This is a genomic window from Streptomyces sp. NPDC021100 (assembly GCF_044333095.1).
In the GTDB taxonomy this organism is placed as follows: Bacteria; Actinomycetota; Actinomycetes; order Streptomycetales; family Streptomycetaceae; genus Streptomyces.
The window spans coordinates 262,937-287,119 of record NZ_JBIRQH010000002.1 but is presented as its reverse complement, the minus strand read 5'-3'; the positions used below and the strand labels follow the sequence as shown (position 1 = coordinate 287,119).

Sequence of the window (24,183 nt, the reverse complement as noted above, 5' to 3'; positions counted from 1 at the left end):
CCAGAAGGACCGGTGGCTCACCTGCGCGGCCGCCGCCTGACGGACCCGTCCTCCCACGGCGCGCTCCGGTGCCCGCCCCGGATCGCTTCCCCCGCCGCTCGCCGACCGCGAAGGGCGGCACCCGACGGGCCCTCGCCCCCCGTGCCCACCGCCCCGGCCCCCGCCCGTCTCGCCGGACACCACCCGAAAGGCGGCGGACCGTGAGACGGCCCGCCCGCCCGGGCAGGCATCCCCCCATGCCCCTCCTCGTCGGAACCTCCGGCTGGCAATACGCCGACTGGCGCGGCGGCCTCTACCCGGACGGACTGCCCCAGCGGCTGTGGCTGGAGGAGTACGTCCGCCACTTCGCCACCGTCGAGAACAACAACGCCTTCTACCGCCTGCCCTCCCCGGACACCTTCGCCGACTGGCGCGACCGCACGCCCGACGGGTTCGTGATGGCCGTCAAGGCGAGCCGCTTCCTCACCCACATCAAGCGGCTCCGCGACCCGGCCGAGCCCGTCGCCCGGCTGATGCGGCACGCCGCGGGCCTCGGCGACCGGCTCGGGCCCGTCCTGCTCCAACTGCCGCCCACCCTGCGCGCCGACCCCGCGACGCTGGACGCCGCCCTCGCCGAGTTCCCGCCCGGCGTCCGGGTGGCCGTCGAGCCCCGCCACCCCTCCTGGTGGACGGACGAGGTACGGGCCGTCCTCGAACACCGCGGCGCGGCCCTGTGCTGGGCCGACGCCGGTTCCCGGCCCGCCGGGCCGCTGTGGCGCACCGCCGGCTGGGGCTATCTGCGCTTCCACGGCGGCCGGGCCCGGCCCTGGCCGCGCTACGGCCGCCAGGCGCTCGCCACGTGGGCCGCACGGGTGGCGGACACCTGGCCCCGACAGGCCGACGTCCACGCATACTTCAACAACGATCCGGGCGGAGCCGCCGTCGCCGACGCGGCGGTCTTCGCGCGGGCGGCCGTACGCGCCGGGCTGGACGTGGTGAGCGCTCCGCCCGCCCCGGCCGTCACCCCGCCCGCGCGACGATCCCCGCCAGCGCGCGCTCGGCGAGCGCCGTGATGGTCAGCGACGGGTTGGCGCCGCCCACCGTCCCCGGCAGCAGCGAGCCGTCGACGACGTACAGCCCCGGCACGCCCCGGACCCGCCCCTCCGGGTCCGTCACCCGGCCGATCGCGCACCCGCCCACCGGGTGCGCCGTGTACGGCGGGAGCGGCACGGTCAGCGGCAGGGTGCCGGGGTTGGCGGCGATGACGCGCCGGCTGAACGCCTGGGCGGCGCGGGCCGCGGCCGCCGACCCGTCACCCCAGCCCGTCAGCCGGACCCGGCCGGTCCGCGGGTCGGAGCGGAACGCGCCCCGGTGGTCGCCGTCCGCCGTCATGCTCAGGGTGACGACCGCCGGCAGCCCGTGGAACCCGGGCAGCACCCAGCTCTCCGCGCGCAGCGGCAGCCCGAGGCCGTCCGGGACGAACACGCCCGACGCGCACGGCGACCCCTGCGTCGCCCCGTGCTGGACGAGCGGCTGCGAACGGAGCGTCACCTGGTCGCCGTTGTCGCCGAAGCCCTCGCCCACGGCGGCCGGCAGATCGGGCAGGGTGCCCCGGTCGCGGGCGGCGACCAGCAGCCGGTTGGTGTTGAGCGTGCCGGCGGCCAGGAACAGCAGGTCGCAGGTGAACTCCTCGGTGCCCAGCACCGCCCCGCCGGGCGTCAGCCGGCGGACCTCCAGCCGGAAGCGGCCGTCCCGCCGCCGGCCCACCGAACGGACCTCGTGCAGCGGGCGCAGCTGTACCCGGCCCGTGGCCAGGGCGGCGGGCAGGTAGTTGCGTGTCAGGGACTTCTTCGCGCCGTTGCCGCAGCCGAAGTCCGAGTCGCCGGCCGTCGCGGACAGCGGCACCCGGTGCGCCAGCTCACCGCGCACCACTCCCCAGTCGAACGTCGAGTCGAGGAGCACCGGCCGGAAACCCGCCCGGGTCACCTGCCGGTCCCACACCTGGGAGTGGAGGAACGGACCGGACGCGTAGACGTCGCGCGGCATCGGCGAGGCGCCCAGCATCGCCCGCGCCCGCGGGAACCAGACGCGGGCGAACTCCTCGTAGCGCAGCCCCGACGGGTACAGCCGCTCGAAGCAGCGGCGCGGCGGAGCCACCGTCACCCCCGTGTAGACCAGCGACCCGCCGCCGACGCCCGCCCCGCACCAGATGTCCAGTCCCGGCTCCTCCGCCACCTCCAGGATTCCCGGGCCCGGGCGCACCGGCACGGGCAGCAGGCCCGGATAGCGGGCGGTGCGGCGGAACCAGAACATCGTGTCCGTCACCCCGTTGACCGATCCGAACAGCGGGCGGGCCGGGGCGACCGGCCACTCCCGGCCGCGTTCCAGCACGACCGTGTCCACCCCCGCCTGCCCGAGGCGCAGCGCCGCGACCGCTCCGCCGAAGCCCGAACCGACCACCAGGGCGCGGAAGTCCGTGCGGGTCGCCGCTGCGGCGGCGCGGCTTCCCAGGGTTGCCGCGCTCAGGGCTGCGAGGCCGGTTCCGGCCGCGAGGCTCAGTGCCTCGCGGCGGCTTCGTCCTGGCATTCTTGCCTCCTGATCGTGCGCGTGCTCCGCCCACACCATCGGTTGTGCCGCACCAGCCGTCACGGGACGCGCCCGGTCGCGTGCGGGGGGACGACCTGTCCGGCGGAGTGGCATCCCCTTCCTGGCGCCGGGCTTTCGGGTGTGCCCCAGTCCCTCCCCCAGAGGGGGCACCCCCATTTCACCGTTTCCTCCGGGGCGCTGCCCCGAACCCCGGCACCGTGGCTTCGCCGCGAGGTCCTCAAACGCCGGACGGGCTATGCGCCCCCCGTAGCTCCTCCAGTGCCGCCCCCAATAGACCCGGCAGCCGCTCCGTGCCCGGCACGCCCGCGTCGAACAGGAACGACACGGACACCCGGGTCTTCTCCAGGACGAAGACGCAGCCGCCCGGAGAGGAGCCGAGCGGTGGGGACACCGGGATGAGGCCCGCGATGCCCGGGACGGCGGCGTGGGCGTCCGCCGGGATGACGGTGACGCCCAGCCGGGGCGGCGAGCAGTGGTGTACGGCGCGGTGGGCGAGCCAGGCCACCGGCCCCGGGGCCCGCAGGAGGCAGCCGAAGAGCTCGCGGAACCGGTACAGCGTCATCGGCCCGGTGTCCCGGACGACGTCCGTCAGCCGCCGCGCGGGGGAGGGCTCGGCGCAGGGGAGGGTGAGCGGCATGACGCCCAGTGCGCTGCCCAGGGCCGCGCGGTCTCCGGGGTGCCGGAGGCTGACGGGCAGATAGACCCGCAGGCCCCGGCGCTGCCGCCGGCCGCCCGCGCCGCACCAGTGCTCGGGCGTCCACGCCCGGAGGGCGCCGGCCAGCGCGGCGAGCGCCACTTGGGCGGCGGACGCGCCGGTGCGGCGGGTGACCTCGTCGAACACCGACCGGTCCAGGGTGGCGGTGTGCAGCGTCCGCCCGCCGGTGACGGCGGAGCCCGGCGGCAGCCAGTGCGCCGTGCGCCCGAACAGGTGCGGGAGGAACCGCGCGCAGGCGCGCACCGTCCGCGGCGACGGCGTCCGGGGCGCGGGCCGGGGCGCGGGTGCGGGCAGCCGGGCGCCGGACAGGGCGGCGCCCATGGCCTGCGCCATCGCCAGGCCGTCCTGGAAGAGGTGGGCCGCCCGGTAGGCCAGCAGGTACTCGTCCGGGCGGTGGCCCCGGATCAGCCGGACGCCCCACAGCGGCCGGTCCGCCGGCAGGGGCGCGGCGAGCGCGTCCAGCGCGCACCGGCCCAGGGACCGTCCGGCGGGTACCTCGACCTCCTCGACGTGCAGCGAGACGTCCAGCGCGCCCGCCGGCTCGAACCGTGCCCGGCGGCCCGTACCGGCCACCCGGTACCCGAGCGCCGGCACCCGCGCGACCGCGTCCGCCACCAGCCGCTCCACCTCCTCGCGGCCGGGCGGCGGTCCCGTCATCCGCGCCGCGATGCAGACGTGGGTGCGGGCCGGGTCCGCCGCCGTCCGGGCGCGCAGGTACTGGTACCTGTCCGACGGGCCGAACGGGACGGGGGCGTGGCCGCGGTCCGTGGGAAGCACGAGCATTGCCGGGACCCTTCCTGCGCTGTGGCTGACCGACGGGCGGGGGCGCCGCCCGTCAGACAGCCACTATGGCGCCCGGCCCGGCCGCGGACCGGCAGGGACACAGCCGGCGGAGGCCCGGCCGTCAGATGGTGACGCAGACGCCGTCCTCGATGGTCCGGCCGTCGCGCTCCAGCCCGCCGCAGACCAGCTTGGCGCCCTTCTGCTCCCGGCCCACCTCCCAGCGGTGGGAGGCGGCGTGCGCCTTCGGCGAGTGGTAGTCGCCCCAGTAGGCGCGGAGGGTGCCGGGCAGGCCGTCCTTCGTCTCCACCGTGATGTCCTGCACGAACCGGTTGTGATGGGCCGTCATCACACACAGGTACTTGCCGCAGTGCCCGTCGACCCCCGCCTGCGCGGGCGCCGCCGCCACCAGGCCGAGGGCGAGGGCGGCGAGCACGGTCCCGGTCTTCTTCCTGATGCCCAATGTCTTCCCCGTCTCCAAGTGCCGCACCCGGGTGGCGCGGCCGTCGGCGGTCAGTAGACCGGCCGGCGGGCGGGGACGCGGGCCCTTCCCGGGGAAGGTCATCTGATCAGGGGAATTTCCGCGGGCCGCCCGGGCAGGGCAAGGTGGTGCCGTACACGGTACGGAACACAGAGGGAAAAGAAGGCGGGGGACGCCGCGATGGTGTTCAAGAAGCTGCTCGGTGCGCTCGGCGTGGGCGGCCCCACGGTCGACACGGTCCTGGACGGCCCGGTGCCGCCCGGCGGCGCCCTGACCGGTCACGTCCGGCTGCGCGGCGGCAAGGCGGACTTCGACGTCGAGCACGTCACGCTGGAGTTCGAGGCCCGGGTCGAGGCCGAGCGCGGCGACGAGGAGCACCACGGCACCGTCGTCTTCGACCGGCACACGGTCGCCGGCGGCTTCCGGCTCGCGGCCGGCGAGGAGCGCGACATCCCGTTCGCGGTGCCGGTGCCGTGGGAGACACCGGTGACCGAGCTGTACGGGCGGCCGCTGGGCACCGTCCTGGGCGTCCGCACCGAACTGGCCGTCGCCGGGGCGCGGGACAAGGGCGACCTCGACCCGCTGACCGTCCGCCCGCTGCCCGCGCAGGAGGCGGTCCTGGACGCGTTCGGCCGGCTCGGTTTCGGCCTGCGCTCCGCCGACCTGGAGCTCGGCCACATCCGTGGCAGCGGCCAGCGGCTGCCCTTCTACCAGGAGATCGAGTTCGCCCCGGCGCCGCAGTACGCGTACGCCGTCCACGAGATCGAGGTGACCTTCCTGGCCGCGCCCGACGGCATGGAGGTCGTGCTGGAGGCCGACAAGCGCGGCGGCTTCCTCTCCGGCGGGCACGACGTCGCCACCCGCTTCCACGTCGGCCACGACACGGCGGGACGCGACTGGTCGGCGGAGGTCGAGTCCTGGGTGCAGCGGCTGGTCGAGCACCACGGCGCCCGCCGGGCGCACCAGGAGCCGCACCACGGGATCCACCGCGAGGGCCGGCTCCACGACGGCGGCCACCGGTCCGGCCCCGGCATGGGCACCGTCGTCGCCGCCGGTGCGGCGGGTGTGGCGGCCGGTGTGGTCGGCGGGCTGGTGGCGGCCGAAGTCGTCGACGAGATCGGCGACTTCTTCGAGGACGAGGGCGGGGACGACGACTAGGACGACGGCCGGGATCAGGACAGCGCGGCGGCTTCCGTACGGCCGGCACCCGTCCCGCGTCGGCGTCAGCGCAGCAGGCCCGCCGCCCTGAGGTCGTCGAACAGCAGCCGGTCGACCGGCGGGACGAGCGGGCGGTCCGCGTACGAGAACCAGGCCACTTCCTCGATCTCCGCACTGGCCGTCAGCGTCCCGCCGTACTCGCCCGTGTAGCAGCTCATCCGGACCACCGTGCCGTCCGGCAGCTCCGGTACCGGCGCCTCGTAGGTGCCCACGTGGGCGACCGTCCCGGGGTCGAGGAGGACCGTCAGCTCCTCCTCGACCTCGCGCAGCAGGGTTTCCAGGTCGCTCTCCGCGCCCTCCCGCTTCCCGCCGGGCACATAGAACACGTCCTTCCCCTTCGGCCTCGCGCAGAGGACCCGCCCGTCCTCGACCCGCACCCAGGCCACCGTGTCGATCAGCACGGGTTCCGCTCCTTCTCCGGTCCTCTCCGGCGGCCGGTGTGCCGCGCGGGAGGAGTCATGCAATCACAGGGCCGGGACCGGGGGCGTACTGCGCCTCTCCGTGCCCCAGCGACCAGTCGGCCGAGGCGTTCTCGGTGACGGTGACGAAGACGTTCCGCGGTTCGGCGCCGGCGTAGGCGTGCGCGAGTTCGGCGATGCGCCGGTACAGGGCCCGCTTCCGCTCGGCGGGGCGGCCCGCGCGCATCGTGATCGCGATGTACGCGATGCCCTCGTCCCGGTCCACGCCGAGGTAACCGCCGTAGCGGAGGGTGCCGGTGGTGCCGTCGTGGTCGGTGAGGATCTGGAAGAGGTCGTCGGCAGGGATGCCGAGGGTTTCCTGGAGCGCGTCGTGGACGGCGCGGCCGAGCGCGTCCAGCCGGTCGCGGCCGGCTCCCAGGGTGTCGATGCGGACCAGGGGCATGGCGGGGCTCCTCTTGCCGGGAACGTTCCTGCACGACGAGTGTACATACCAGTAGGTACAGAAAGGTGACGGGGTATCAGCGCGGGCAGGCGGCCCCGGTGCCGTGCGGGCAGGGCAGACGGGCGAGGGCCAGGTCGGCGACCTGCCGCGCGGGGCGGTCGACGGGGACGCGGACGCCGTGTTCGTCCGGTGCGAGGGGTTCCAGGTCGGCCAGTTGCGAGCCCAGCATGCAGGCCGGCATGAAGTGGCCGGTGCGGTGGGCGAGCCGGTCGGCGATGACCTCCGCGGGGCCGTCCAGGTGGACGAAGAGGGCGCGCCGGGCCGTCCGGGCCAGGGCGTCCCGGTAGCGGCGTTTGAGCGCCGAGCAGGTGACGACCCCGCCCCCGGCGGCGTGGGCGGTCAGCCAGTCCGCGATGGTGGCGAGCCAGGGGGCGCGTTCGGTGTCGCCGAGCGGGATGCCGGCCGCCATCAGGGCCTTGTTGGACGCCGGGTGGAAGGCGTCCGCGTCGGCGAAGGGGGCGCCGAGGCGGTCCGCGACCAGCCGGCCGACCGTCGTCTTGCCCGCCCCGGAGACGCCCATGACCACGACGAGCGGCAGGGGGCGGGCGAAGGACGGACGGGAGGGATGGGCGGTGGAGGCAGCAGGTCGCGTCATGGCGGGACGGTAGGTCGGTGGGATCGTTCCGCTTCGGCGGTTTTCATCTTTATTCGTCTCTTTTTGCTTTTAAGTCGCTTCTCTTTCGGGTGGTTTCGGAAGGTGAGGGTGCGCATGCCCTGCGGCCCGCCGCCGGGAACCGGGCCGCCCGGCCGCCGCGTCCCGCCCGGCATGACACGCGCACCCCGGCCGCCGGTCTGGCCGCGCTGCGGACGCGGAGCCGGGCCGGACGACCCCGTCGGCTGCCGTGGGCGCGCGGTGCCGCGGCCCGGCGGCGGGCCCCGCGCCTGCCTCGCCCACCTGGACGGGCCCGGCCGGGCGGCGTACCTCGCCGGGCTGCGCCCCGGCGCCCGCGTCGACCACCGTGGCACCACCTTCACCGACGACCTGCTCGACGCGCTCCTCGACGCCCTGTACGACGAGGGTCCCGGCCGCGCCGTCGTCGGCCACGCGGCGTTCGAGGAGGCCCTCTTCCTCGCGGAGGCGCGCTTCACCCGGGCGGCGTTCCCCGACGGAGCCTGCTTCGACGGCGCCGCGTTCCTCGGCCGCGCCGACTTCAACGACACCGCCTTCGGCGACGAGACATCGTTCCGGAAGGCGTCGTTCCTTGACCACGCGTGGTTCCATGACGCGCGGTTCGCGGGGCACGCCGGATTCGGCGAGGCGTGCTTCCGCCGCGACGCGGGGTTCAGCCGGGCGCGGTTCCCGGCGGGAGCCGGCTTCGCCCGGGCCGCGTTCCAGGACAGCGCCCACTTCAGCGCGGCCCGCCTCGCCGGCGAAGTCTGCTTCCGCGAGGCCGACTTCCACGGCGACTGCTACTTCGGCGCGACCGTCTTCCACGCCGGCGCCACCTTCCGCGGCGCCACCTTCCGGACCGCCCCCGCCCTGGGGCCGCTGGCCTGCCGGGGCACCCTCGACCTCTCCTGGACGCGGTTCCTCGGCACCACCACCCTGGAGGCCGCGGCCGGGTCCGTCGACTGCCGCAAGTCCTCCTGGGCCTCCGGCGCCGCGCTGCGGCTGCGGTACGCCACGGTGGACCTCGTCGACGTCATCGCCGAACGGTCCTTGAGCGTCACCGCGCACCCCCGGCCGTTCCTGTCCGGGGCGGCCGGCTGCCGGCCGTTCGAAGAGGTGGTCGCGTCCGGCGATCCGGGCGTCCGCGTCCGCTCGCTCAGCGGCTCCGACGCGGGCAACCTCGCCCTCAACGACCTCGACCTCTCCTCCTGCCTGTTCGGCGGCGCCCTCCACCTCGACCGGCTCGGCCTGGAGGGATGCTGCGTCTTCGCCCGCACCCCCGGCCTCCGCGTGCCCCTCCTGCCCGTCCGGCGGTGGGCCCCGCGCCAGGTGCTGGCCGAGGAGCACCACTGGCGCGCCGCCCGCGGCTCCCGCGGCTGGACGCCCGCGCCGGAGGGCGTCGAGGTCCGCCCGCCCGCGGCGCTCGCCTCCACCTACCGGCAGCTGCGCACCTCGCTGGAGAACGGCAGGAACCACCCCGGCGCCGGCGACTTCCACTACGGCGAGATGGAGATGCGCCGCCACAGCGGCGAGCGGACGGACGGCCGGCGCACCCTGCTCCTCCTTTACTGGGCGGTCTCCGGCTACGCGCTGCGCGTCGGCCGCACCCTGCTGTGGCTGCTGGCCACGACCCTGGCCACCGTCGCGGCGGTGGCCCTGTGGGGCCTGCCGCCGGAGCCGCACCGGCCCGTACCGGCCGCGTCCCCGGCCCGGGCGCAGCCGGAGCGGGGGACGGCCGGCGGCCGGCTGGAGACCTCCGTACGGACGGTCCTGAGCGCCGTCGGCCTCCGCTCCGGCACCCCGGAACTCACCCTCGCCGGCACCTGCGTGGACGGGACGTTCCGGCTGGTCGCGCCCGTCCTGCTGGGCGTCACCGCGGTCGCCGTCCGCAACCGGGTGCGGCGGTGAACGGAACCCGGGCGGGCGTCCGCCCCCGGCGGGGAGTTGACACCGCACGTGTCGTGCGCGGGGGCGGCGTCGTTGAGGGCGATGAACTCATTCCGGGCTCATCGCCCATCACCGGGAAAAGGACCGCAGATGCGTCTCTTCCGTCCGATCGTCGTCGTACTCGCCGGGCTCGCGCTGGCCATGGCCGGACCCGTGGACGCGGCGGTGGCCGCGAAGGGCCCGTTCGGCTTCCTCGGCCCCAAGAACAAGCCGTTCTTCGTCGAGAACCCGCCGGACAACCGCTGCTTCACCATGAGCCAGGAAGCGCACGGCGCCCACAACGGGACGGACTCCCCGGCCACGATCTTCAGCGGCAAGAAGTGCTCGGGCACGGCCGTGCGCGTGGCCCCCGGGCAGCGGGCGCCGCGCGACGCGGCGTTCTCCAGCGTCCGCTTCGGGGGGCACTGAACACCGACGCTCCGTCACATCGGCAGCGAGTGCACGCGTACCGGCCCCGGGGGCCAGGCGGCCCCCGCCCGCAGCCCGGTCCACAGGGTCCGCAGCGGCATGACGCGCGGGCCGTCGGGCTGCTCCACCTCCACCTCGTCCGTCACCAGGTGCCAGCCGAGCCGCTCGTAGAGACCCACCCGGTCCGGCAGGCAGAAGAGGAGGCCGAAGGAGAAGCCCCGGGACCGGGCGTCGTCCATGGCGGCGGTGACGGCCCGCCGGGCGAGGCCGCGGCCCCGCATCCCGGGCGCCACGGCGACCCCGCCGAGCCCGGCCACGTCCATCCGGACGCCGCCGGCCGTCAACGGCAGGTCCACCAGCCCCGCGTGGGCCACCAGGCGGCCGTCCCAGCGGACGCCGAAGTGCTCGTCCTTGGGCCGCCAGGTCAACCCCAAGTGCCCGACGCCGGACGGGTCGGCGGCGTCGCCGAAGATGTCGGTGGCGGAGTAGTCGGTGAGACGGACGGTGACCGGTCCGGACGGATCCGCGGAAGCGCTCATCCGGGCAACATCGCACAACTCCCCGCCGCCCGGCCGTGATCCGGGTCACTCCCGGGCGGCGGCGGCCGCGTCCGCCCGTCACGCGCCCAGGCAGTGCCGCCGCGCCCGCAGGAACTCCTCGGTCGCCAGGTCCGGCCGGCTCGGGTCGGCGGTGAACGACGCCCACGGCTGGACGGAGGTGTGCGCGCCCATGGCCGCGAACACCTCCGCCGCCTCCGCGTAGTGCCGGGCCGACCACATCGCGAAGGCCAGGTGCGACAGATCGGCCACGGACAGCGGCGCCGGCCCGCCGCGGCCCAGGGCGGCGAACCAGCCCTGGTACGCCCGCAGCGTCTCGGAGCGGATCGGGTCCACCGACCACTGCGAGCGCAGCAGCGCGTCCGACCTGCCCTGCCCCCGCGGATCCGCGGCCTGCCGCCGGTGCAGATCGGCGTAGGCGAACAGCGGCAGCGTCAGCAGCGCCGACCCGGCCGGCGCCCACGACGCCACCCAGCGGGCGAAGTCGACCGCCGACACGGAGGCCGCCGCGCCCGTCGTGCACGCCTGGAAGAACTGCAGCATCCGGTGGAACGCCTCGCGGTTGCACTGGTCGCGCTCCCAGATCCGGGAGAGCAGTCCCCACGGGCCCGGCGGCAGCATGATCTCCCAGGGCTGGAGCTGGTGTTCGGGCCGCTCCTGGCGCTCGTCCAGCGAGGCCAGCGTCAGCAGGCAGATCCACGGCACCGGGTCGCCGGGCGCGGCCTCGACCGCCAGCCGGCACGCCTCACGGGCCTGGTGCTCCAGGTGGACGGCCTCCGGGTGCCGCTGCCGGTGCGCGCGCTGCGCCCGCTGCACCACCACCCGGGCCCACATCACCCGGGCGTCCACGCTGTGGCCCTCCTCCGCGGCCCACGCCTCGACGATCGTCGAACCGGCGGCCACCGCGCCGAGGACCTGGGTACGGGCCGTGCGCAGTGCCCAGTCGGCGCCGGTGCGCTCCAGCAGGTCCCGCATGGCCATCCAGCGGCCCGCCCACACCTCCTCGACCGCGATCCGCAGGGCGTCGTCGAGTCCGGCCGGATGGTGGACCGGGCGGAAGCCGTCGGCGGCGGGGGCCGTCGTCTCCCTGGCCATCAGCCCACCCCGTCGTGCAGGGCCGGCCGGGTGGCGGGCGGGCGGTGGGCGGTGGTCCGGGCGCGGACGCGGGCGGAGCGGACGGCCGGCGGGCCGGCGGCGGGCGGGGGGAGGGTCACGAGGAGGTCCTGGTGCTGGGGAACGGGGGGACGGGTCGGCGGGCCGGTGTTCCCGGGGCCGAGGAGTCGGCGGGGCCGACGGGGGCAGGCGGAGGACGAGGCGGGTGCCGTGGCAAGGGCCGTGGCACGCAAGGGAGTTCGCCCCGCCGCCCGGACGAGCCTAACCCCAGGTGGGCGGCTGGTCGACCGGGAGCCGGAGGAAGATCGGATTCCGCCGGAAGCGGTATCCGAAGCGGCGGGTGCGGTATGCAACCAAGTGGGGATTTCGATGGTCTTACCGTTCATGACAATGAAACGCACCCCTCTGCGGACCCGGCTGGGCATCGTCCTGGGCGCCGCCGGACTGGCCGTCCCCCTGGCCGTGACGGCCGGTGGGACCGCCGAGGCGGCCCCCGCCAAGGCCCCGGCCAAGGCGCCCGCCAAGGTCTCCTGCCCGACGGACAAGGGCCGCATCGCCTGTGTCGACCTCACCCGCCAGGTGAGCTGGATACAGGACGGCAAGAAGATCAAGTACGGCCCGGTCCACATACGCTCGGGCAGAAAGGGCTTCGCCACGCGCACCGGCCTCAAGAAGGTCTACTGGCGCGACAAGGACCACCGTTCGTCGCTGTACGACGTGAGCATGCCGTACAGCCAGTTCTTCGACGGGGGGCAGGCGTTCCACGCCATCGGCGGCAGCGTCTACTCGCCGCCCGGCTCCCACGGCTGCGTCAACATGCGGATGAAGGACGCCCAGGCGTACTGGAACCTGCTGCACAAGGGCGACGACGTCTTCATCTACGGCCGCAAGCCCGGCACCTGACCGGGCCGCGCGCCGGCGGGCCGGGCCTTCGACGCCTCGGCCCGCCGGTGTGCTCCCCCCCGGCCCGCCGCTGTGCTCCCCGCCGGTCCGCCGGTAGCGGACCGACCGGTGCGCGGGTACGCTGCCCGGAGCGCCGACCGGGGGGAACGGATGCCCACACCGCTCGTACAACGCCCGTGCCTGCTGCACGAGTTGCCGGCCCACTGGGCGGCCCGCGCGCCCGACGCCGAAGCACTCGTCTGCGGCCGTCTCCGCCTCACCTGGAGCGCCCTCCGCTCCCGCGCCGACCTGCTGCGCGGCGCCCTCCACGCCCTCGGTGCGGCCCGGGGGAGCCGGGTCGCCGTCGTCGGCCGGAACGGCCTCGCCTGCCTGGAGACCGTCCTCGCCGCCGCCGGCACCGGCGCGGCCACCGCCATCCTCAACTGGCGCCTCGCCCCGCCCGAACTCGCCCACGTCATCGCCGACTCCGGCGCCACGGTCCTCTTCGCCGACGCGGAGGTGCTGGACACCGTACGGACGGCCCTCGGCGCGCTGGACGCCCCGCCCCGCCTCGTCGTCACCGGCGACGGAGCCGAACCGGGCGACGGCGCCGAGACCTACGCCTCGCTGCTGGCAGGCGCCGAACCGCTCGCCGCCCGCGACGACCTCGACCCCGACGACACCTGCGTCGTCCTCTACACCTCCGGCACCACCGGAACCCCCAAGGGCGCCGAACTGACCCACCGGGGCATCCTGGAGCAGAGCGCCTCGCTGCTCGCCGTCCTCCCCATGGGCCCGGCCGACCGCAGCCTCGCCGTCCTCCCGTTCTTCCACGTCGGCGGCGTCTGCTACGCCGTCACCGCACTGCTCGCCGGGGCCGCCACCGTCGTCCTGCGTGAAGCCGACCCCGAGGCGATCTGCCGGGCCGTCGCCGACGGCGCCACCCACCTGCTGCTGGTGCCGGCCCTGCTGCCCGGCATCCTCTCCGGCGGCCCGGACGCGGTCGCCGCCTTCGCCGGGCTGCGGTACTGCCTCTACGGCGCCTCGCCCATGCCGCTCCCGGTGCTGCGGCGGGCGCTCGCGCTGTTCCCCGAGGTCCGGTTCCTCCAGCTCTACGGCATGACCGAACTCTCCGGCGCCGCCACGGCCCTGGCCCCCGAGGCCCACCGCGACCCCGGCCGGACCCACCGCCTCGTCTCCGCCGGCCGTCCGATGCCGGGCGTCGAGGCCCGTGTCGTCGACCCCGCCACCCGCGCCGAGCTGCCGCCGGGCCACCGGGGCGAACTGTGGATCCGGTCCCCCGGGCGGATGAAGGGCTACCTCGGCAACCCCGCCGCGACGGCGGAGACCGTCACCGACGACGGCTGGCTGCGCACCGGGGACCTGGCCCGGATCGACGAGGACGGCTACGTCTTCGTCGAGGACCGGCTCAAGGACCTGATCATCACCGGCGGCGAGAACGTCTGCCCCGCCGAGGTCGAACGGGTGCTGGCCGAGCACCCCGCCGTCCTCGAGGCGGCCGTGGTCGGGGTGCCCGACGAGAAGTGGGGCGAGGCGGTACGGGCCGTCCTGGTGACGGCCGACGGGGTGCCGGTCGATCCGGCGGAGCTGCGGGCGTTCTGCCGCGAGCGGCTCGCCGGGTTCAAGTGCCCCACGTCGGTGGAGGTGGTGGCGGCGCTGCCGCGCAACGCCACGGGCAAGGTGGACAAGAACGTGTTGCGGGGCGCGGCCGTCGGCTGACGGCGGGGTGCCCCGGTCCCGCCCTTTCACCGTTTCCTGGGGCTGCGCCCCAGACCCCCTTTTTCGCGGCTTCGCCGCTCGTCCTCAATCGCCGGGCGGGCTGAAATCAGCCCGTCCGGCGATTGAGGACAACCGCGCGGAGCGCGGTTTCAGGGGGTGCGGGGCCCTCCCCGCAAGAAACGGTGAAAGGGCGGGACCGGGGCAACCCCCCTCAGCCGTACAGGCGCTCCGCGTACCGCGCCCCGTAATAGCGCTCCAGCTCCTCCATGGAGTCCTCGGGCCGCTCCAGGATCTTGGCGATGCGCGCCCGGGACGGGACCTCGTCCGGCCGCCAGGTCTCCGGCTTCCAGAGATCGGAGCGGAGGAACGCCTTCGAGCAGTGGTAGAAGACCTCCTCGACCTCGACCAGCAGAGCGAGGAGCGGGCGGTGGCCCTTGACGGTCATCCGGTCGAGGAACGGCGCCTCGCGCACCAGCCGGGCCCGGCCGTTGACGCGCAGGGTGTCACCGCGGCCGGGCACCAGGAAGACCAGGCCGACGTGGGGGTTGGAGAGGACGTTGTGGAAGCCGTCCGCCCGCCGGTTGCCCGGGCGTTCGGCGATGGCGAGGGTGGTGTCGTCCAGGACGAGCGCCAGGCCGCCGGCCGGGTCGCCCTTGGGGGAGACGTCGCAGTTGCCGTCCGCGTCCGAGGTCGCCACCAGGCAGAACGGCGAGCGCTCCAGCCACTGCCGGTCCAGCTCGCCCAGCCGGGCACGGGTCTTGTCGCGGAGGCGGGGGACGGGTTCCCCGAGGAGTTCCGTCAGTTCGCCGGGCTCGGTGATCTCGACCAGGTCCGTCATGTCCATGGTGGTTCCCCCCGTCGTGCGGTGTGCTCCGTGACGCTGTCGATCCTAGGCGCGCCGGCCGGTCCGGTCACCGGCCGGCCGGCGCGCCCGAAGGCCCGCGCGGCTCAGTGGCCGCGGGCGATCCACTCCTCCAGGTGCGGTGCCTCCGCGCCGATCGTCGTCGGCTCGCCGTGGCCCGTCCGGACGACCGTCGCGGCGTCGAGGGTCAGCAGCCGGTCACGGATCGACGCGACGATGGTCGGGAAGTCGGAGAACGACCGCCCGGTGGCGCCCGGGCCGCCCTGGAACAGGGTGTCCCCGGTGAACACCGTGCCCAGCTCCGGGGCGTGCAGGCAGACCGCGCCCGGCGCGTGCCCCGGCGTGTGCAGCACGGTCAGCTCCGTGCCGGCCACCCGCAGCACCTGCCCGTCCGCCAGCTCGCCGTCCGGCGCGCGGTCCGGGTGGGTGCGGTCCCACAGGGGCCGGTCGGCGGGGTGCAGCAGGACCGGCGCGCCGGTGCGCTCGGCCAGGGCGGGGGCCGCGTTGACGTGGTCGTCGTGCGCGTGGGTGCAGACGACGGCCAGCAGTCGGCGGTCGCCGAGCGCCCGCGTGATGGCGTCCGCGTCGTGCGCCGCGTCGATGACGATCGCCTCTTGGGCGTCGCCCACGATCCAGACGTTGTTGTCGACCTCCCACGTGCCCCCGTCGAGGGAGAACGTGCCCGAGGTGACGAGGTGGTCGATCCGGGCCGGCATCAGAACACCACCACCGAGCGCAGCACGTCGCCCTGGTGCATCCGGTCGAAGGCCGCCTCGACGTCGCCCAGGCCGATGGTCTCGGTGACGAACGCCGCCAGGTCGAGCCGGCCCTGGAGGTGCAGGTCGACGAGCATCGGGAAGTCACGGGAGGGCAGGCAGTCGCCGTACCAGGAGGACTTCAGGGCGCCGCCGCGGCCGAAGACGTCGAGCAGCGGCAGGTCGATCCGCATGTCCGGGGTGGGGACGCCGACCAGGACGACGGTCCCGGCCAGGTCGCGGGCGTAGAACGCCTGCTCGTACGTCTCCGGGCGGCCGACCGCCTCGATGACCACGTCGGCGCCGAAGCCGCCGGTCAGCTCGCGGATCGCCTCGACCGGGTCGGTGGACCGCGAGTTCACCGTGTGGGTGGCGCCCATCCGGCGGGCGGTCTCCAGCTTGCGGTCGTCGATGTCGACGGCGATGATCCGGGCCGCGCCCGCGAGCCGCGACCCGGCGATCGCCGCGTCGCCGACGCCGCCGCAGCCGATGACGGCCACCGAGTCGCCGCGGCCCACTCCGCCGGTGTTGATCGCGGCGCCGATGCCCGCCATCACGCCGCAGCCGAGCAGCCCGGCGACGGCGGGGGAGACCTCGGGGTCGACCTTGGTGCACTGGCCGGCGGCGACCAGCGTCTTCTCCGCGAACGCGCCGATGCCCAGCGCGGGCGTCAGCTCGGTGCCGTCGGCCAGGGTCATCTTCTGCCGGGCGTTGTGCGTGGCGAAGCAGTACTGCGGGCGGCCGCGCAGACAGGCCCGGCACTGGCCGCAGACGGCACGCCAGTTGAGGACGACGAAGTCGCCGGGCGCCACCTCGGTCACGCCCTCGCCGACCGCCTCGACCACGCCGGCCGCCTCGTGGCCCAGCAGGAACGGGAAGTCGTCGTTGATGCCGCCCTGCTTGTAGTGCAGGTCGGTGTGGCAGACGCCGCACGCCTGCACCTTCACCACGGCCTCGCCGGGCCCCGGGTCCGGCACCACGATGGTCTCGACCCGCACCGGCTGGTTCTTCCCCGGCGCCACCACGCCCCGGACTTCCTGTGCCACGGCACTGTCCCTTCCTTGATCATTACGTCTCGGGCCACTCTCGCGCACCACGGCACCCGGCGTCCAACGACGCGGCTCACGCCTCGCGGGGCGCGCTCGGGGCATCGGCCGCCGGCGCCGCGCCGGACACGCGGGGCGCCACCGGCGCGTCGGGCTCGCGCAGCGGGCGCAGCAGCAGCCAGCCGACGGCGGGCAGGGCGATCAGCGGCGCGAGAGCGACCCGCAGCGACGAGACGTCGGCGAGGGCGCCGATCAGCGGGCTCGCGACGCCGCCGACGCTGACCGCCAGACCGAGGGTGACGCCGCTCGCGGTGCCCACCCGGCGCGGCAGGTAGTCCTGGCCGAGCGTGACGTGCAGGGAGAACGGCACGTACAGCGCGGCCGAGGTCAGGGCCACGAACAGGTAGAGCGCCGGGCCGGGGACGAGGACCACGCCCGCGACCGCCGGCACCGCCAGGGCGTACGACCAGCGGACGACCGTCGTCCGCCCGTACCGCCCGGCCAGCTTCCCGCCCGCCACCGTGCCCGCCGCGCCGCCGACGTACAGCACGAACAGGGCCGCCGTACCGGCCAGTTGCCCCCAGCCGGTGCGCTGGCGGACGTGCAGCGACACGAACGCGCTCAGGCCGACGAAGACGACCGAACGGCACATGATGGCCCCGGTCAGCCGGCGGAACGACGCCCAGTCGTCCCGTCCGGCCGGGCGGGGCGTGGTCTTCGGGCCCGCCGCGTCCCCCGGCGCGCGGACTCCGCGCAGCGCCGCGGCGCACAGGGCCGCGCCCGCGACGGCCGGGAGCACCAGCAGCGGCGTCGCCCGCAGACCGCCGGTGGCGACGACGGCGGAGACCAGCAGCGGCGCCGCGGCGAAGCCGAGGTTGCCGCCGAGGGAGAACCAGCCCATCGCCACATGGCTGCCCCGGCTCGCCCGGCGCGCCACCCGTGCGGATTCGGGATGGTACGCGGCCACCCCGATCCCGGACACGGCGACGGCGGCCAGCGTCAGCGCGTACGAGCCGCCGAGCCCGCTGAGGGCGACGCCCACCCCGGCCACCAGCGTGCTCACCGGCAGCAGCCACGGCATCGCCCACCGGTCGGTGAGCGCCCCGAACAGCGGCTGCACCACCGACGACAGCAGCGAGGCGGCCAGGACGACGCCCGAGGCGGCGGCGTAGGTGTAGGCCCGCTCCGAGACGAAGAACGGGACCAGGGCGGCGACGGCTCCCTGGTAGACGTCCACGCAGGCATGTCCCGAGGACAGCAGCGCGATCGGGCGGTCGCGGAAAGTGAGGGATCGGTTCTTCGGCACCCCCCGATCGTGACGGCTCCCTCGCGCGTCCCGCTTCCGATAATGTGCCAACTCCTGTCGGAAACCCGCCACCCGCCGGTCGGCACGTCGGCCGATCGTCCGGAACCGAACCCGTGCGCGGCCCGTCGACCCGTGGGTAGGCTCGGCGTCCGGGCGGGACGCGGACCGGACCGCCGGGCGGGAGGGAGCGGACCATGGCCGGAAGACGGCCCAGCATCGCGGTCGTCGGCGGGGGCATCGGCGGACTGGCCACCGCCGTCGCGCTGCGGCGGAGCGGCCTCGACGCCGTCGTCCACGAACAGGCGCCGGAGCCGACGGCCACCGGCGCGGGCGTCGCCATCGGCGCCAACGGCCACCGGGTGCTGCGCTCCCTGGGGGTCGACCGGCGGCTCGCGGCGACGTCCGTCGCCCCGCTGCGCGTCGACTTCCGGCACTGGCGCACGGGCCGGACGGTGGCCGGGCTCGGGATCGGCGACGGCTACGAGCGGCGGTTCGGCGCCCCCTTCTGGCACCTCGAACGCTCCGCCCTGCAGGACGCGCTGCTCGCCGCCGCCGACGGGATACCGGTGCGCTTCGGCGCCCGCTGCACCGGCGTGGAGCAGACCCCCGACGGCGCCGTCGTCCGCTTCGCCGACGGCTCGGCGGCCGAGGCGGACGCGGTGGTCGGCGCGGACGGCATCCACTCCGCCGTCCGCGGCGCCGTCTTCGGCCCCGACGAGGCGGTCTTCTCCGGCACCAGCGGCTACCGCGCCCTCGTCCCCCTCGACCGGCTGCCGGACCTGCCCGAACTCGCCGAGCCCGTCCTGTGGCTGTGGGTCGGCCCCGGCCGGCACGTGGTGGTCTACCCGGTCGCGGGCGGCCGCCTGCTCAACCTCCTGGCCGTCGTCCCGGACCCCGCGTGGACCGTCGAGTCCTGGGTCACGGAAGGCCGGACGTCCGACCTGCTGGCCGCGTTCGACGGCTGGCATCCGGCCCTCACCGGCCTGCTGGCCGCCGTCGAGCGCCCCGGCCGCTGGGCGCTGTACGACCGCGAGCCCCGGCGCGTCTGGACGCGCGGCCGGGTGACCCTGCTGGGCGACGCCGCGCACCCCATGCTGCCGCACCACGGACAGGGGGCGAACCAGGCGCTGGAGGACGCGGCCGTCCTCGCCGCCCTGCTCGCCGGCGCCGCGCCGGCCGACGTCCCCGCCGCCCTGCGCCGCTACGAGCTGACGCGCCGCCCCAGAACCCGCGCCATCCAGGCCGGCTCCCGGCAGAACGCCACCTGCCTCCACCTTCCCGACGGCCCCCAGGCCACGGCCCGCGACGCGCACCTCACCACGCTCCCGGACCGGCTGGCCTGGATCCACGGGCACGATCCGGTGGGGGCGCTCGCGACGCCGGCGCGGGGGTGAGCGGGCGGACGCCCGTCCGCCGTCAGCCGGCCGTGACCTCGAGGAAGTAGTCGTAGGCGGCCGGGTCGAAGGCGAGGCCGGCCGTCCGCTCCAGCACCGCCATGTGCTCGGCGTCCATGGGGTAGACGTCCACGAACCGCTCGACCGGGATGCCGAACAGCCCGGCGAGGAAAGCCGGGTCGGCGTCCGTCAGCTCCGTCTCGCTCGCTGGGAAGTCGGAGTCCTTCGGGTAGGCGGTGACGGTGTAGTGCGCGGCCGGCCGGCCGGGGGCGTGCGGGGAACTGATGGTTCCGGACCTCTCCGATCGTCCGGTGCCCCGCGCCCGGGAGCGCGGCGCACCGCCTGGCGTTCTAGGCCTCGACCCAGCCGTGGTTGACGGCCAGGCGGACGAGGCGCTGGCGGACCAGGAGGATCTGCTCCGCCGTCATGGTGGGCGCCGCGCCGAGGAGGAGTTCGGTGACCTCGTCCGTGAACTCCTTGGCGGACAGCACGTCGCAGTCGCCGTCGTCGCCCGACGGGCCGGGCACGTAGCCCTCCGCCGGGACCTCCACGGGCCGGGCCGACGTCCGGTCCAGCAGGCGGACGTGGGACGCCTTGAGGCCCCGCTCGCCCTCCTCCACGGAGAACTCGACGAAAGCGCCGGGGACGATCAGGCGCTTGTCCGCCTGGACGTCGTTGACGTGGACGAACACATCCTCGCCGCCGGTGTCCGGGGCGACGAACCCATACCCCCGGAATTCGTCGAAGCGAATTATCTTACCCGTGACCACAGACATTCCCCACCTACCACCGCGTGCCAGCAACGGCCCTGTCGCGGGCCCGTCGGGACCTTATCCAGCCGCCGCCGCCCGGCACAATCCCCGTGTCAACACCCCGCCGCCCGGACGTCCACCAGCAGCTTGCCGCACGTCTCCCGGGCGGCGACGGCCTCGTGCGCGCCGGCGACGCCGTCCAGCGCGACGATCCGGTCGACGTGCGGGACGAGCCGCCCCTCGCCGGCGAGCGCCAGGACCCGGCCGGCCACCTCCGCGAACAGGCCGTCCGCTTCCAGGACTTGCCGCATCCACAGCGTCACCACGCCGAGCGAGCGCCGGGTGAGCGCGTCGACGGCGACGACGGCCGGTTCCTCGCGGTGGCCGATGGAGACGAGCCGGCCGAAGGGGGCCAGGGCGGCGAGCGCGGCCTCGACGCGCGGGCCGCCCAGCGAGTCCAGGTAGAGGTCCACGCCGTCCGGGAGCAGCGCCGGCAGCTCCTCGGGCCCCTCGGCCGCGTGGTCCGCGCCGAGCCGGCGGACGAACTCCCGCTTGGCCGGCGACGAGGCCGTCCCCGCGACCACGGACGCCCCGAGGGCGCGGGCCAGTTGCACCGCCAGGTGGCCGACACCGCCGGCGGCGGAGGCGACCGCCACCCGTTCCCCCGCCCGCAGCCGGCCGGCCGTGACCAGGGCGGCGTACGCCGTGCAGCCCTGCTCGACCAGGGCGGCGCCCGAGGGGTCGTCGATGCCGTCGGGGAGTTCCACGGTGTACGCGTCCCGGGCGACGGCCACCTCCGCGTAGCCGCCCCCGTCGCGCAGCAGCGCGGCCACCCGCCGGCCGTCCCGCCGCCGGACGCCGACGATCTCCGCGCCGAGGACCGCCGGCAGCCGCGGCGGCTGATAGACGCCCGCCCGTACCTCCAGGTCACCGTAGTTGACGCCCGCCAGCACCACGTCGACGACGGACTCGCCCGGACCGGCGACCGGTTCCGGGAGCTCCGCCGTCTCCAGCACCTCAGGACCGCCGAACCGGCGTATCACCACCGCTCGCATGCCGCTCAGCCCCCCAGGTAGTCCTCGGGCGCGGAGCCCTCCCGGACCGTGTCGAGGGTGAAGCAGTGCAGGCCGCCGCCGAAGAGGCGGCGGTGGCGGTGGCGCACCGGCACCACGGTGAAGCGGTGCTTCTCCAGCGTCCGGATCAGCTCCGGGCAGGCGGAGTTGACGAGCACGGTGTCGGGGGCGACGGACAGCACGTTCAGGTCGATGTAGCGGCTGGTCAGGAGCAGGTCGTCATCGTCGTACACCGGGAACTGGTTGTCCTCCGGCTCCGGCGGGAAGATCATGTCCCAGGAGCGGAGCCGCTTGGGCAGCCGCTCGGCGATCTGCGGGGTGCGCACCAGCAGCAGCCCGGGGCGGAGCGCCAGCACGGTGCTGTCGATGTGGCTGTCGGACAGCGAGTCCAGCCGGTGCACCCGGAACCGCCCGTCCAGATGGCGCTCCAGCCAGTCGCAGCCGAGGGCGTGGTTGGCGGTGGAGACGTTGACGAAGACGTCCCGGCCCAGCCGCAGGCACTGCGCCCCGTCGATCATCATCTCGTGCCCGACGTCGTACGGCGACGGCCGGGGATCGGTGATCGGCTCCATCAGCTCGCCGGGGGCGGTGTGCGCCGTGACGTAGGACAGGTCGAAGGAGGCGTCGGTCATCAGCGGCCGGGGCATGACCGTCCAGCGCGCGCCGCGCCGGAAGTAGTCGGCGAACACCGGCTTGAGGAGCTGCGTCTCGAAGTAGCGGGCGCGCACCTGCGGGGCCGTCTCGATGACCTCGTCGCCGAGGACGATGCTGTTGTCGCGGACGTTGAGGGCCGGGATGACGGCGGCCCGGAAGGTCGGCGTGCGGACCTCTATGTGCTCGGCGAGCGGCGCGGGCCGGTGCACGGTGACGCCGAGGGAGGTGAGGGTCTCGACCATCCCCTCGACGTCCTCCTGGAGCTCCTCGACGTAGCGCTTCTTGATGGGGCTTTGCCGGGCCCCGGTGTCGGTTCCTTCCTGTTCCCCCGGCGCCCGGTGGCGCGGGTAGTACATGCGGCTGTACGGCATCTCGTCGTGGAAGAACAGGTCGAAGGACAGCTCCCGCTCGTGGGAGGAGTAGTTCTCGGCCGAGCCGACGACCACTTCACGCAAGGGGGACCAACTGTCGTAACTGTTCAGGGACATGCGGCGGCCTTTCGTTAGGAGCCGGGGGCGGAGGCGGGCTCGGCGGCGAACACGGGGAGGGAGCGCCGCACGGCGTGGGCGGCGGGCCGGTCGGGGGCGATCACACAGGGGACCACCGTGCCGTCCACCGGGACGCGGTCGCCGACGAGGACGACGCCCGTGCGCGTCGCGGGGTCGAAGGCGAGCCCGGACCGCTCCAGCGCGGCGAGGGCCGCGCCGAAGGAGGGGACCCGCCAGGCGCCCTGCTCCAGGAACACCCGCCGGGACCGCAGGGGTTCGCCCACCAGCCGCGCCGCGAGCACGGAGTGCAGGTGCGACGAGCCGGTGAGCCGGCCGTTGGCCTCGGTGAACAGCAGCTCCCCGGCGGGGGTGACGATCGCGTCGGCGCTGAGCGTCCCCCGGTAGCCGAGGGCGTGGTACGCCTCGCACAGCCGCCGCCCGCCCCCGACCAGCCGGTCCAGGAGGTCCGGCGGCAGGGCGGCGGGCACGGTCTCGCCGTCCAGCATCGGGTCCATCAGCATCTCGCCGTGACCCGACAGCACGACCCCCGCGTCACCGATCTCGAACTCGGCGTACACGGGGACGGATTCGGGATGGTACCGCTCGACGACCACGGGGTGCCGCCCACCGGACGACAGCCCGGACCAGTGCCGGGCCGTGTACTCCCGGGCGGCGTCCGGCCCGGGGAGGACGACGGCGCGGTGCGCCCCGAGCGGACGGACGGCCGGGTCGGTGGTGAGGACCTCGTTGCCGAGGCCGCCCGAGTGGAACGCGGCCTTGAGGACGGCGGAGTGCCCGGCGGCGAGCAGCTCTGCCGCGGCGGCGCCCGCCGCGTCCGGGGTGCCGGCCACCGTGCCGGTGGCGACGGGCGTCCCGGTGCCCGCCGCCACCGCGCGGAAGGCGGCCTTGCTGTTGACCAGGGCGCTGCCGCCCTGGGCGTGGAACGCCCAGCCCGGCAGCGCCCGTTCGGCGCCCAGCCGCCGGACGAGGTCCGTGACGCAGGTGTCGGCGTACACCGGCATCACCCGGTCGACGGTCCGGCCGGCCAGGGCGGCGCGGACGGCCGCGACCGCCGCGTCCGGCAGGGCCCCGGTGGGCGGGAGGCCGGCGGTGACGACGGTGAGCGAGGCGCGGCGGGTGCCGGTGAGGCCGGTGACGTGGTCGGCGAAGGCGTCGTCGGGCGCCTCCGGCAGCAGCAGGACGTCGCCGTCCCGGGCCCACCACAGCAGCCGCTGGGCGCCCCGGGCCGCCCGCCGCCGCTCGTCCGGGGTGCCGTCCGGGACGCCGGCCATCTCCGCGGCCCGGTTGTTGCCGATCAGGAGCGCCGTCATCCGTCCCCCCGCGGCGCGGCGGCCGGGCCGCCGGGCTCGGGGTCGCGGCAGGGCACCAGGAAGCTGCGCTCGAAGACGAGCACGACCTCGCCGGTGGACTTGGTGCCGGTGGTCCGGCAGGAGACGATGCCCTCGCCCGGGCGGCTGCGGGAGAGCCGTTTGCCGAGGATCTCGGTGCTGGCGTAGAGGGTGTCGCCGGTGAACACCGGGTTGGGCAGCCGGATGCGGTCCCAGCCCAGGTTGGCCAGGGCCTTGCCGCTGGTGCTGCGGGCCGTCATGCCGCCGACGATGCTCAGGGTGACCAGGCTGGAGACCAGCGGCCGGCCCCAGGGGGTGTCCGCGCAGAACGCGGCGTCGATGTGCAGGGGCGCGTCGTTCATCGACAACGTGCTCATGAGGACGTTGTCCATCTCGGTGATGGTCCGGCCGGGCCGGTGCTCGATCACGTCGCCGACGGTGAACTCCTCGTACAGGAAGCCCACCACTTCCCGGTAGTGCTGCGGTCCCAGCCGCTCGTAGCCGCTGGGCGGGGCGTCGTCCGCCATGGATCCGTACCGTCCGTTC

23 protein-coding genes and 1 pseudogene are annotated in these 24,183 nt (G+C 75.3%); 7 read left to right on the top strand and 17 right to left on the bottom strand.

Annotation, left to right across the window (positions count from 1 at the left end; translation table 11 throughout):
• Positions 1–236: 236 nt before the first annotated feature.
• Entirely contained in the window at positions 237–1,052 is an 816-nt protein-coding gene (locus ACH4PU_RS04905; RefSeq protein ID WP_398266055.1) for a DUF72 domain-containing protein, read from the top strand.
• Here the strand turns inward: ACH4PU_RS04905 and ACH4PU_RS04900 are convergent.
• The 3 genes from ACH4PU_RS04900 to ACH4PU_RS04890 form a co-directional block, all read right to left on the bottom strand.
• A complete protein-coding gene (locus ACH4PU_RS04900; protein ID WP_398266052.1) occupies positions 1,000–2,565 on the bottom strand; it encodes a GMC oxidoreductase in 1,566 nt (521 codons plus the stop codon). The genes ACH4PU_RS04905 and ACH4PU_RS04900 overlap by 53 nt on opposite strands.
• Positions 2,566–2,803: 238 nt before the next feature.
• Entirely contained in the window at positions 2,804–4,084 is a 1,281-nt protein-coding gene (locus ACH4PU_RS04895; protein WP_398266049.1) for a wax ester/triacylglycerol synthase domain-containing protein, read from the bottom strand.
• A 121-nt stretch (positions 4,085–4,205) separates the two neighbouring features.
• The gene (locus tag ACH4PU_RS04890; protein ID WP_398266046.1) at positions 4,206–4,646 is read right to left on the bottom strand and encodes a hypothetical protein; all 441 of its coding nucleotides are present in this window, start codon (positions 4,644–4,646) and stop codon (positions 4,206–4,208) included.
• Between the two features lie 96 nt (positions 4,647–4,742).
• Here ACH4PU_RS04890 and ACH4PU_RS04885 point away from each other — a divergent pair, with 96 nt between their 5' ends.
• On the top strand, positions 4,743–5,720 hold the full coding sequence (locus tag ACH4PU_RS04885; protein WP_398266043.1) for a sporulation protein: 978 nt from the start codon (positions 4,743–4,745) through the stop codon (positions 5,718–5,720).
• A gap of 65 nt (positions 5,721–5,785) precedes the next feature.
• Here the strand turns inward: ACH4PU_RS04885 and ACH4PU_RS04880 are convergent, their stop codons facing one another.
• The 3 genes from ACH4PU_RS04880 to ACH4PU_RS04870 all read right to left on the bottom strand — a co-directional run bounded on the left by ACH4PU_RS04880 (position 5,786) and on the right by ACH4PU_RS04870 (position 7,296).
• Positions 5,786–6,181 carry an NUDIX domain-containing protein gene (locus tag ACH4PU_RS04880; RefSeq protein WP_398266040.1) on the bottom strand — a complete coding sequence of 132 codons (396 nt, stop codon included), beginning with the start codon at positions 6,179–6,181 and terminating at the stop codon, positions 5,786–5,788.
• A gap of 55 nt (positions 6,182–6,236) precedes the next feature.
• Complete coding sequence (locus ACH4PU_RS04875) at positions 6,237–6,641, bottom strand: tautomerase family protein (RefSeq protein ID WP_398266037.1); 405 nt, start codon at positions 6,639–6,641, stop codon at positions 6,237–6,239.
• A gap of 76 nt (positions 6,642–6,717) precedes the next feature.
• Positions 6,718–7,296, bottom strand: coding sequence for a gluconokinase (locus ACH4PU_RS04870; protein ID WP_398266033.1), 579 nt, complete (start codon positions 7,294–7,296; stop codon positions 6,718–6,720).
• Between the two features lie 171 nt (positions 7,297–7,467).
• Between ACH4PU_RS04870 and ACH4PU_RS04865 the strand changes: the two genes are divergently transcribed.
• Positions 7,468–9,219 (top strand): pentapeptide repeat-containing protein, encoded by a 1,752-nt coding sequence (locus tag ACH4PU_RS04865; RefSeq protein WP_398266030.1) that lies wholly within the window; start codon positions 7,468–7,470, stop codon positions 9,217–9,219.
• 129 nt (positions 9,220–9,348) lie between these two features.
• A complete protein-coding gene (locus ACH4PU_RS04860; RefSeq protein ID WP_004942040.1) occupies positions 9,349–9,666 on the top strand; it encodes a hypothetical protein in 318 nt (105 codons plus the stop codon).
• 14 nt (positions 9,667–9,680) lie between these two features.
• Here ACH4PU_RS04860 and ACH4PU_RS04855 read toward each other — a convergent pair whose 3' ends face one another.
• Positions 9,681–10,205, bottom strand: coding sequence for a GNAT family N-acetyltransferase (locus tag ACH4PU_RS04855; RefSeq protein WP_398266027.1), 525 nt, complete (start codon positions 10,203–10,205; stop codon positions 9,681–9,683).
• Positions 10,206–10,283: 78 nt separating this feature from the next.
• On the bottom strand, positions 10,284–11,318 hold the full coding sequence (locus ACH4PU_RS04850; protein WP_398266024.1) for a hypothetical protein: 1,035 nt from the start codon (positions 11,316–11,318) through the stop codon (positions 10,284–10,286).
• Between the two features lie 456 nt (positions 11,319–11,774).
• Between ACH4PU_RS04850 and ACH4PU_RS04845 the strand changes: the two are divergent.
• Both ACH4PU_RS04845 and ACH4PU_RS04840 read left to right on the top strand, forming a co-directional pair.
• Positions 11,775–12,239, top strand: a pseudogene (locus ACH4PU_RS04845) (L,D-transpeptidase); the annotation flags it as partial.
• 150 nt (positions 12,240–12,389) lie between these two features.
• Positions 12,390–13,958, top strand: coding sequence for a long-chain-fatty-acid--CoA ligase (locus ACH4PU_RS04840; protein WP_398266021.1), 1,569 nt, complete (start codon positions 12,390–12,392; stop codon positions 13,956–13,958).
• Positions 13,959–14,169: 211 nt separating this feature from the next.
• On the opposite strand, the gene ACH4PU_RS04835 is transcribed toward ACH4PU_RS04840, so the two are convergent.
• From ACH4PU_RS04835 to ACH4PU_RS04820, 4 genes are all read right to left on the bottom strand, one after another.
• Positions 14,170–14,802 carry a pyridoxamine 5'-phosphate oxidase family protein gene (locus ACH4PU_RS04835; RefSeq protein ID WP_398266019.1) on the bottom strand — a complete coding sequence of 211 codons (633 nt, stop codon included), beginning with the start codon at positions 14,800–14,802 and terminating at the stop codon, positions 14,170–14,172.
• A gap of 104 nt (positions 14,803–14,906) precedes the next feature.
• Positions 14,907–15,536 (bottom strand): MBL fold metallo-hydrolase, encoded by a 630-nt coding sequence (locus tag ACH4PU_RS04830; RefSeq protein ID WP_398266016.1) that lies wholly within the window; start codon positions 15,534–15,536, stop codon positions 14,907–14,909.
• Complete coding sequence (locus tag ACH4PU_RS04825; protein WP_398266013.1) at positions 15,536–16,621, bottom strand: S-(hydroxymethyl)mycothiol dehydrogenase; 1,086 nt, start codon at positions 16,619–16,621, stop codon at positions 15,536–15,538. The genes ACH4PU_RS04830 and ACH4PU_RS04825 overlap by 1 nt, the downstream gene beginning before the upstream one ends.
• A 76-nt stretch (positions 16,622–16,697) precedes the next feature.
• The gene (locus ACH4PU_RS04820) at positions 16,698–17,927 is read right to left on the bottom strand and encodes an MFS transporter (RefSeq protein ID WP_398266010.1); all 1,230 of its coding nucleotides are present in this window, start codon (positions 17,925–17,927) and stop codon (positions 16,698–16,700) included.
• 194 nt (positions 17,928–18,121) lie between these two features.
• Between ACH4PU_RS04820 and ACH4PU_RS04815 the strand changes: the two genes are divergently transcribed.
• Entirely contained in the window at positions 18,122–19,321 is a 1,200-nt protein-coding gene (locus ACH4PU_RS04815) for an FAD-dependent monooxygenase (protein ID WP_398266007.1), read from the top strand.
• A gap of 350 nt (positions 19,322–19,671) precedes the next feature.
• Here ACH4PU_RS04815 and ACH4PU_RS04810 read toward each other — a convergent pair whose 3' ends face one another.
• From ACH4PU_RS04810 to ACH4PU_RS04790, 5 genes are all read right to left on the bottom strand, one after another.
• Entirely contained in the window at positions 19,672–20,091 is a 420-nt protein-coding gene (locus ACH4PU_RS04810) for a cold-shock protein (protein WP_398266004.1), read from the bottom strand.
• Between the two features lie 95 nt (positions 20,092–20,186).
• Positions 20,187–21,128: a zinc-binding alcohol dehydrogenase family protein gene (locus ACH4PU_RS04805; protein WP_398266001.1), complete on the bottom strand. Its 942-nt coding sequence runs from the start codon at positions 21,126–21,128 to the stop codon at positions 20,187–20,189.
• A 5-nt stretch (positions 21,129–21,133) separates the two neighbouring features.
• On the bottom strand, positions 21,134–22,288 hold the full coding sequence (locus ACH4PU_RS04800) for a glycine amidinotransferase (protein WP_398265998.1): 1,155 nt from the start codon (positions 22,286–22,288) through the stop codon (positions 21,134–21,136).
• A 14-nt stretch (positions 22,289–22,302) separates the two neighbouring features.
• Positions 22,303–23,619, bottom strand: a complete 1,317-nt coding sequence (locus ACH4PU_RS04795; protein ID WP_398265995.1) for a peptide ligase PGM1-related protein — start codon at positions 23,617–23,619, stop codon at positions 22,303–22,305.
• Positions 23,616–24,164 carry a MaoC family dehydratase gene (locus ACH4PU_RS04790; RefSeq protein WP_398265992.1) on the bottom strand — a complete coding sequence of 183 codons (549 nt, stop codon included), beginning with the start codon at positions 24,162–24,164 and terminating at the stop codon, positions 23,616–23,618. The genes ACH4PU_RS04795 and ACH4PU_RS04790 overlap by 4 nt, the downstream gene beginning before the upstream one ends.
• Between the last annotated feature and the right edge of the window lie 19 nt (positions 24,165–24,183).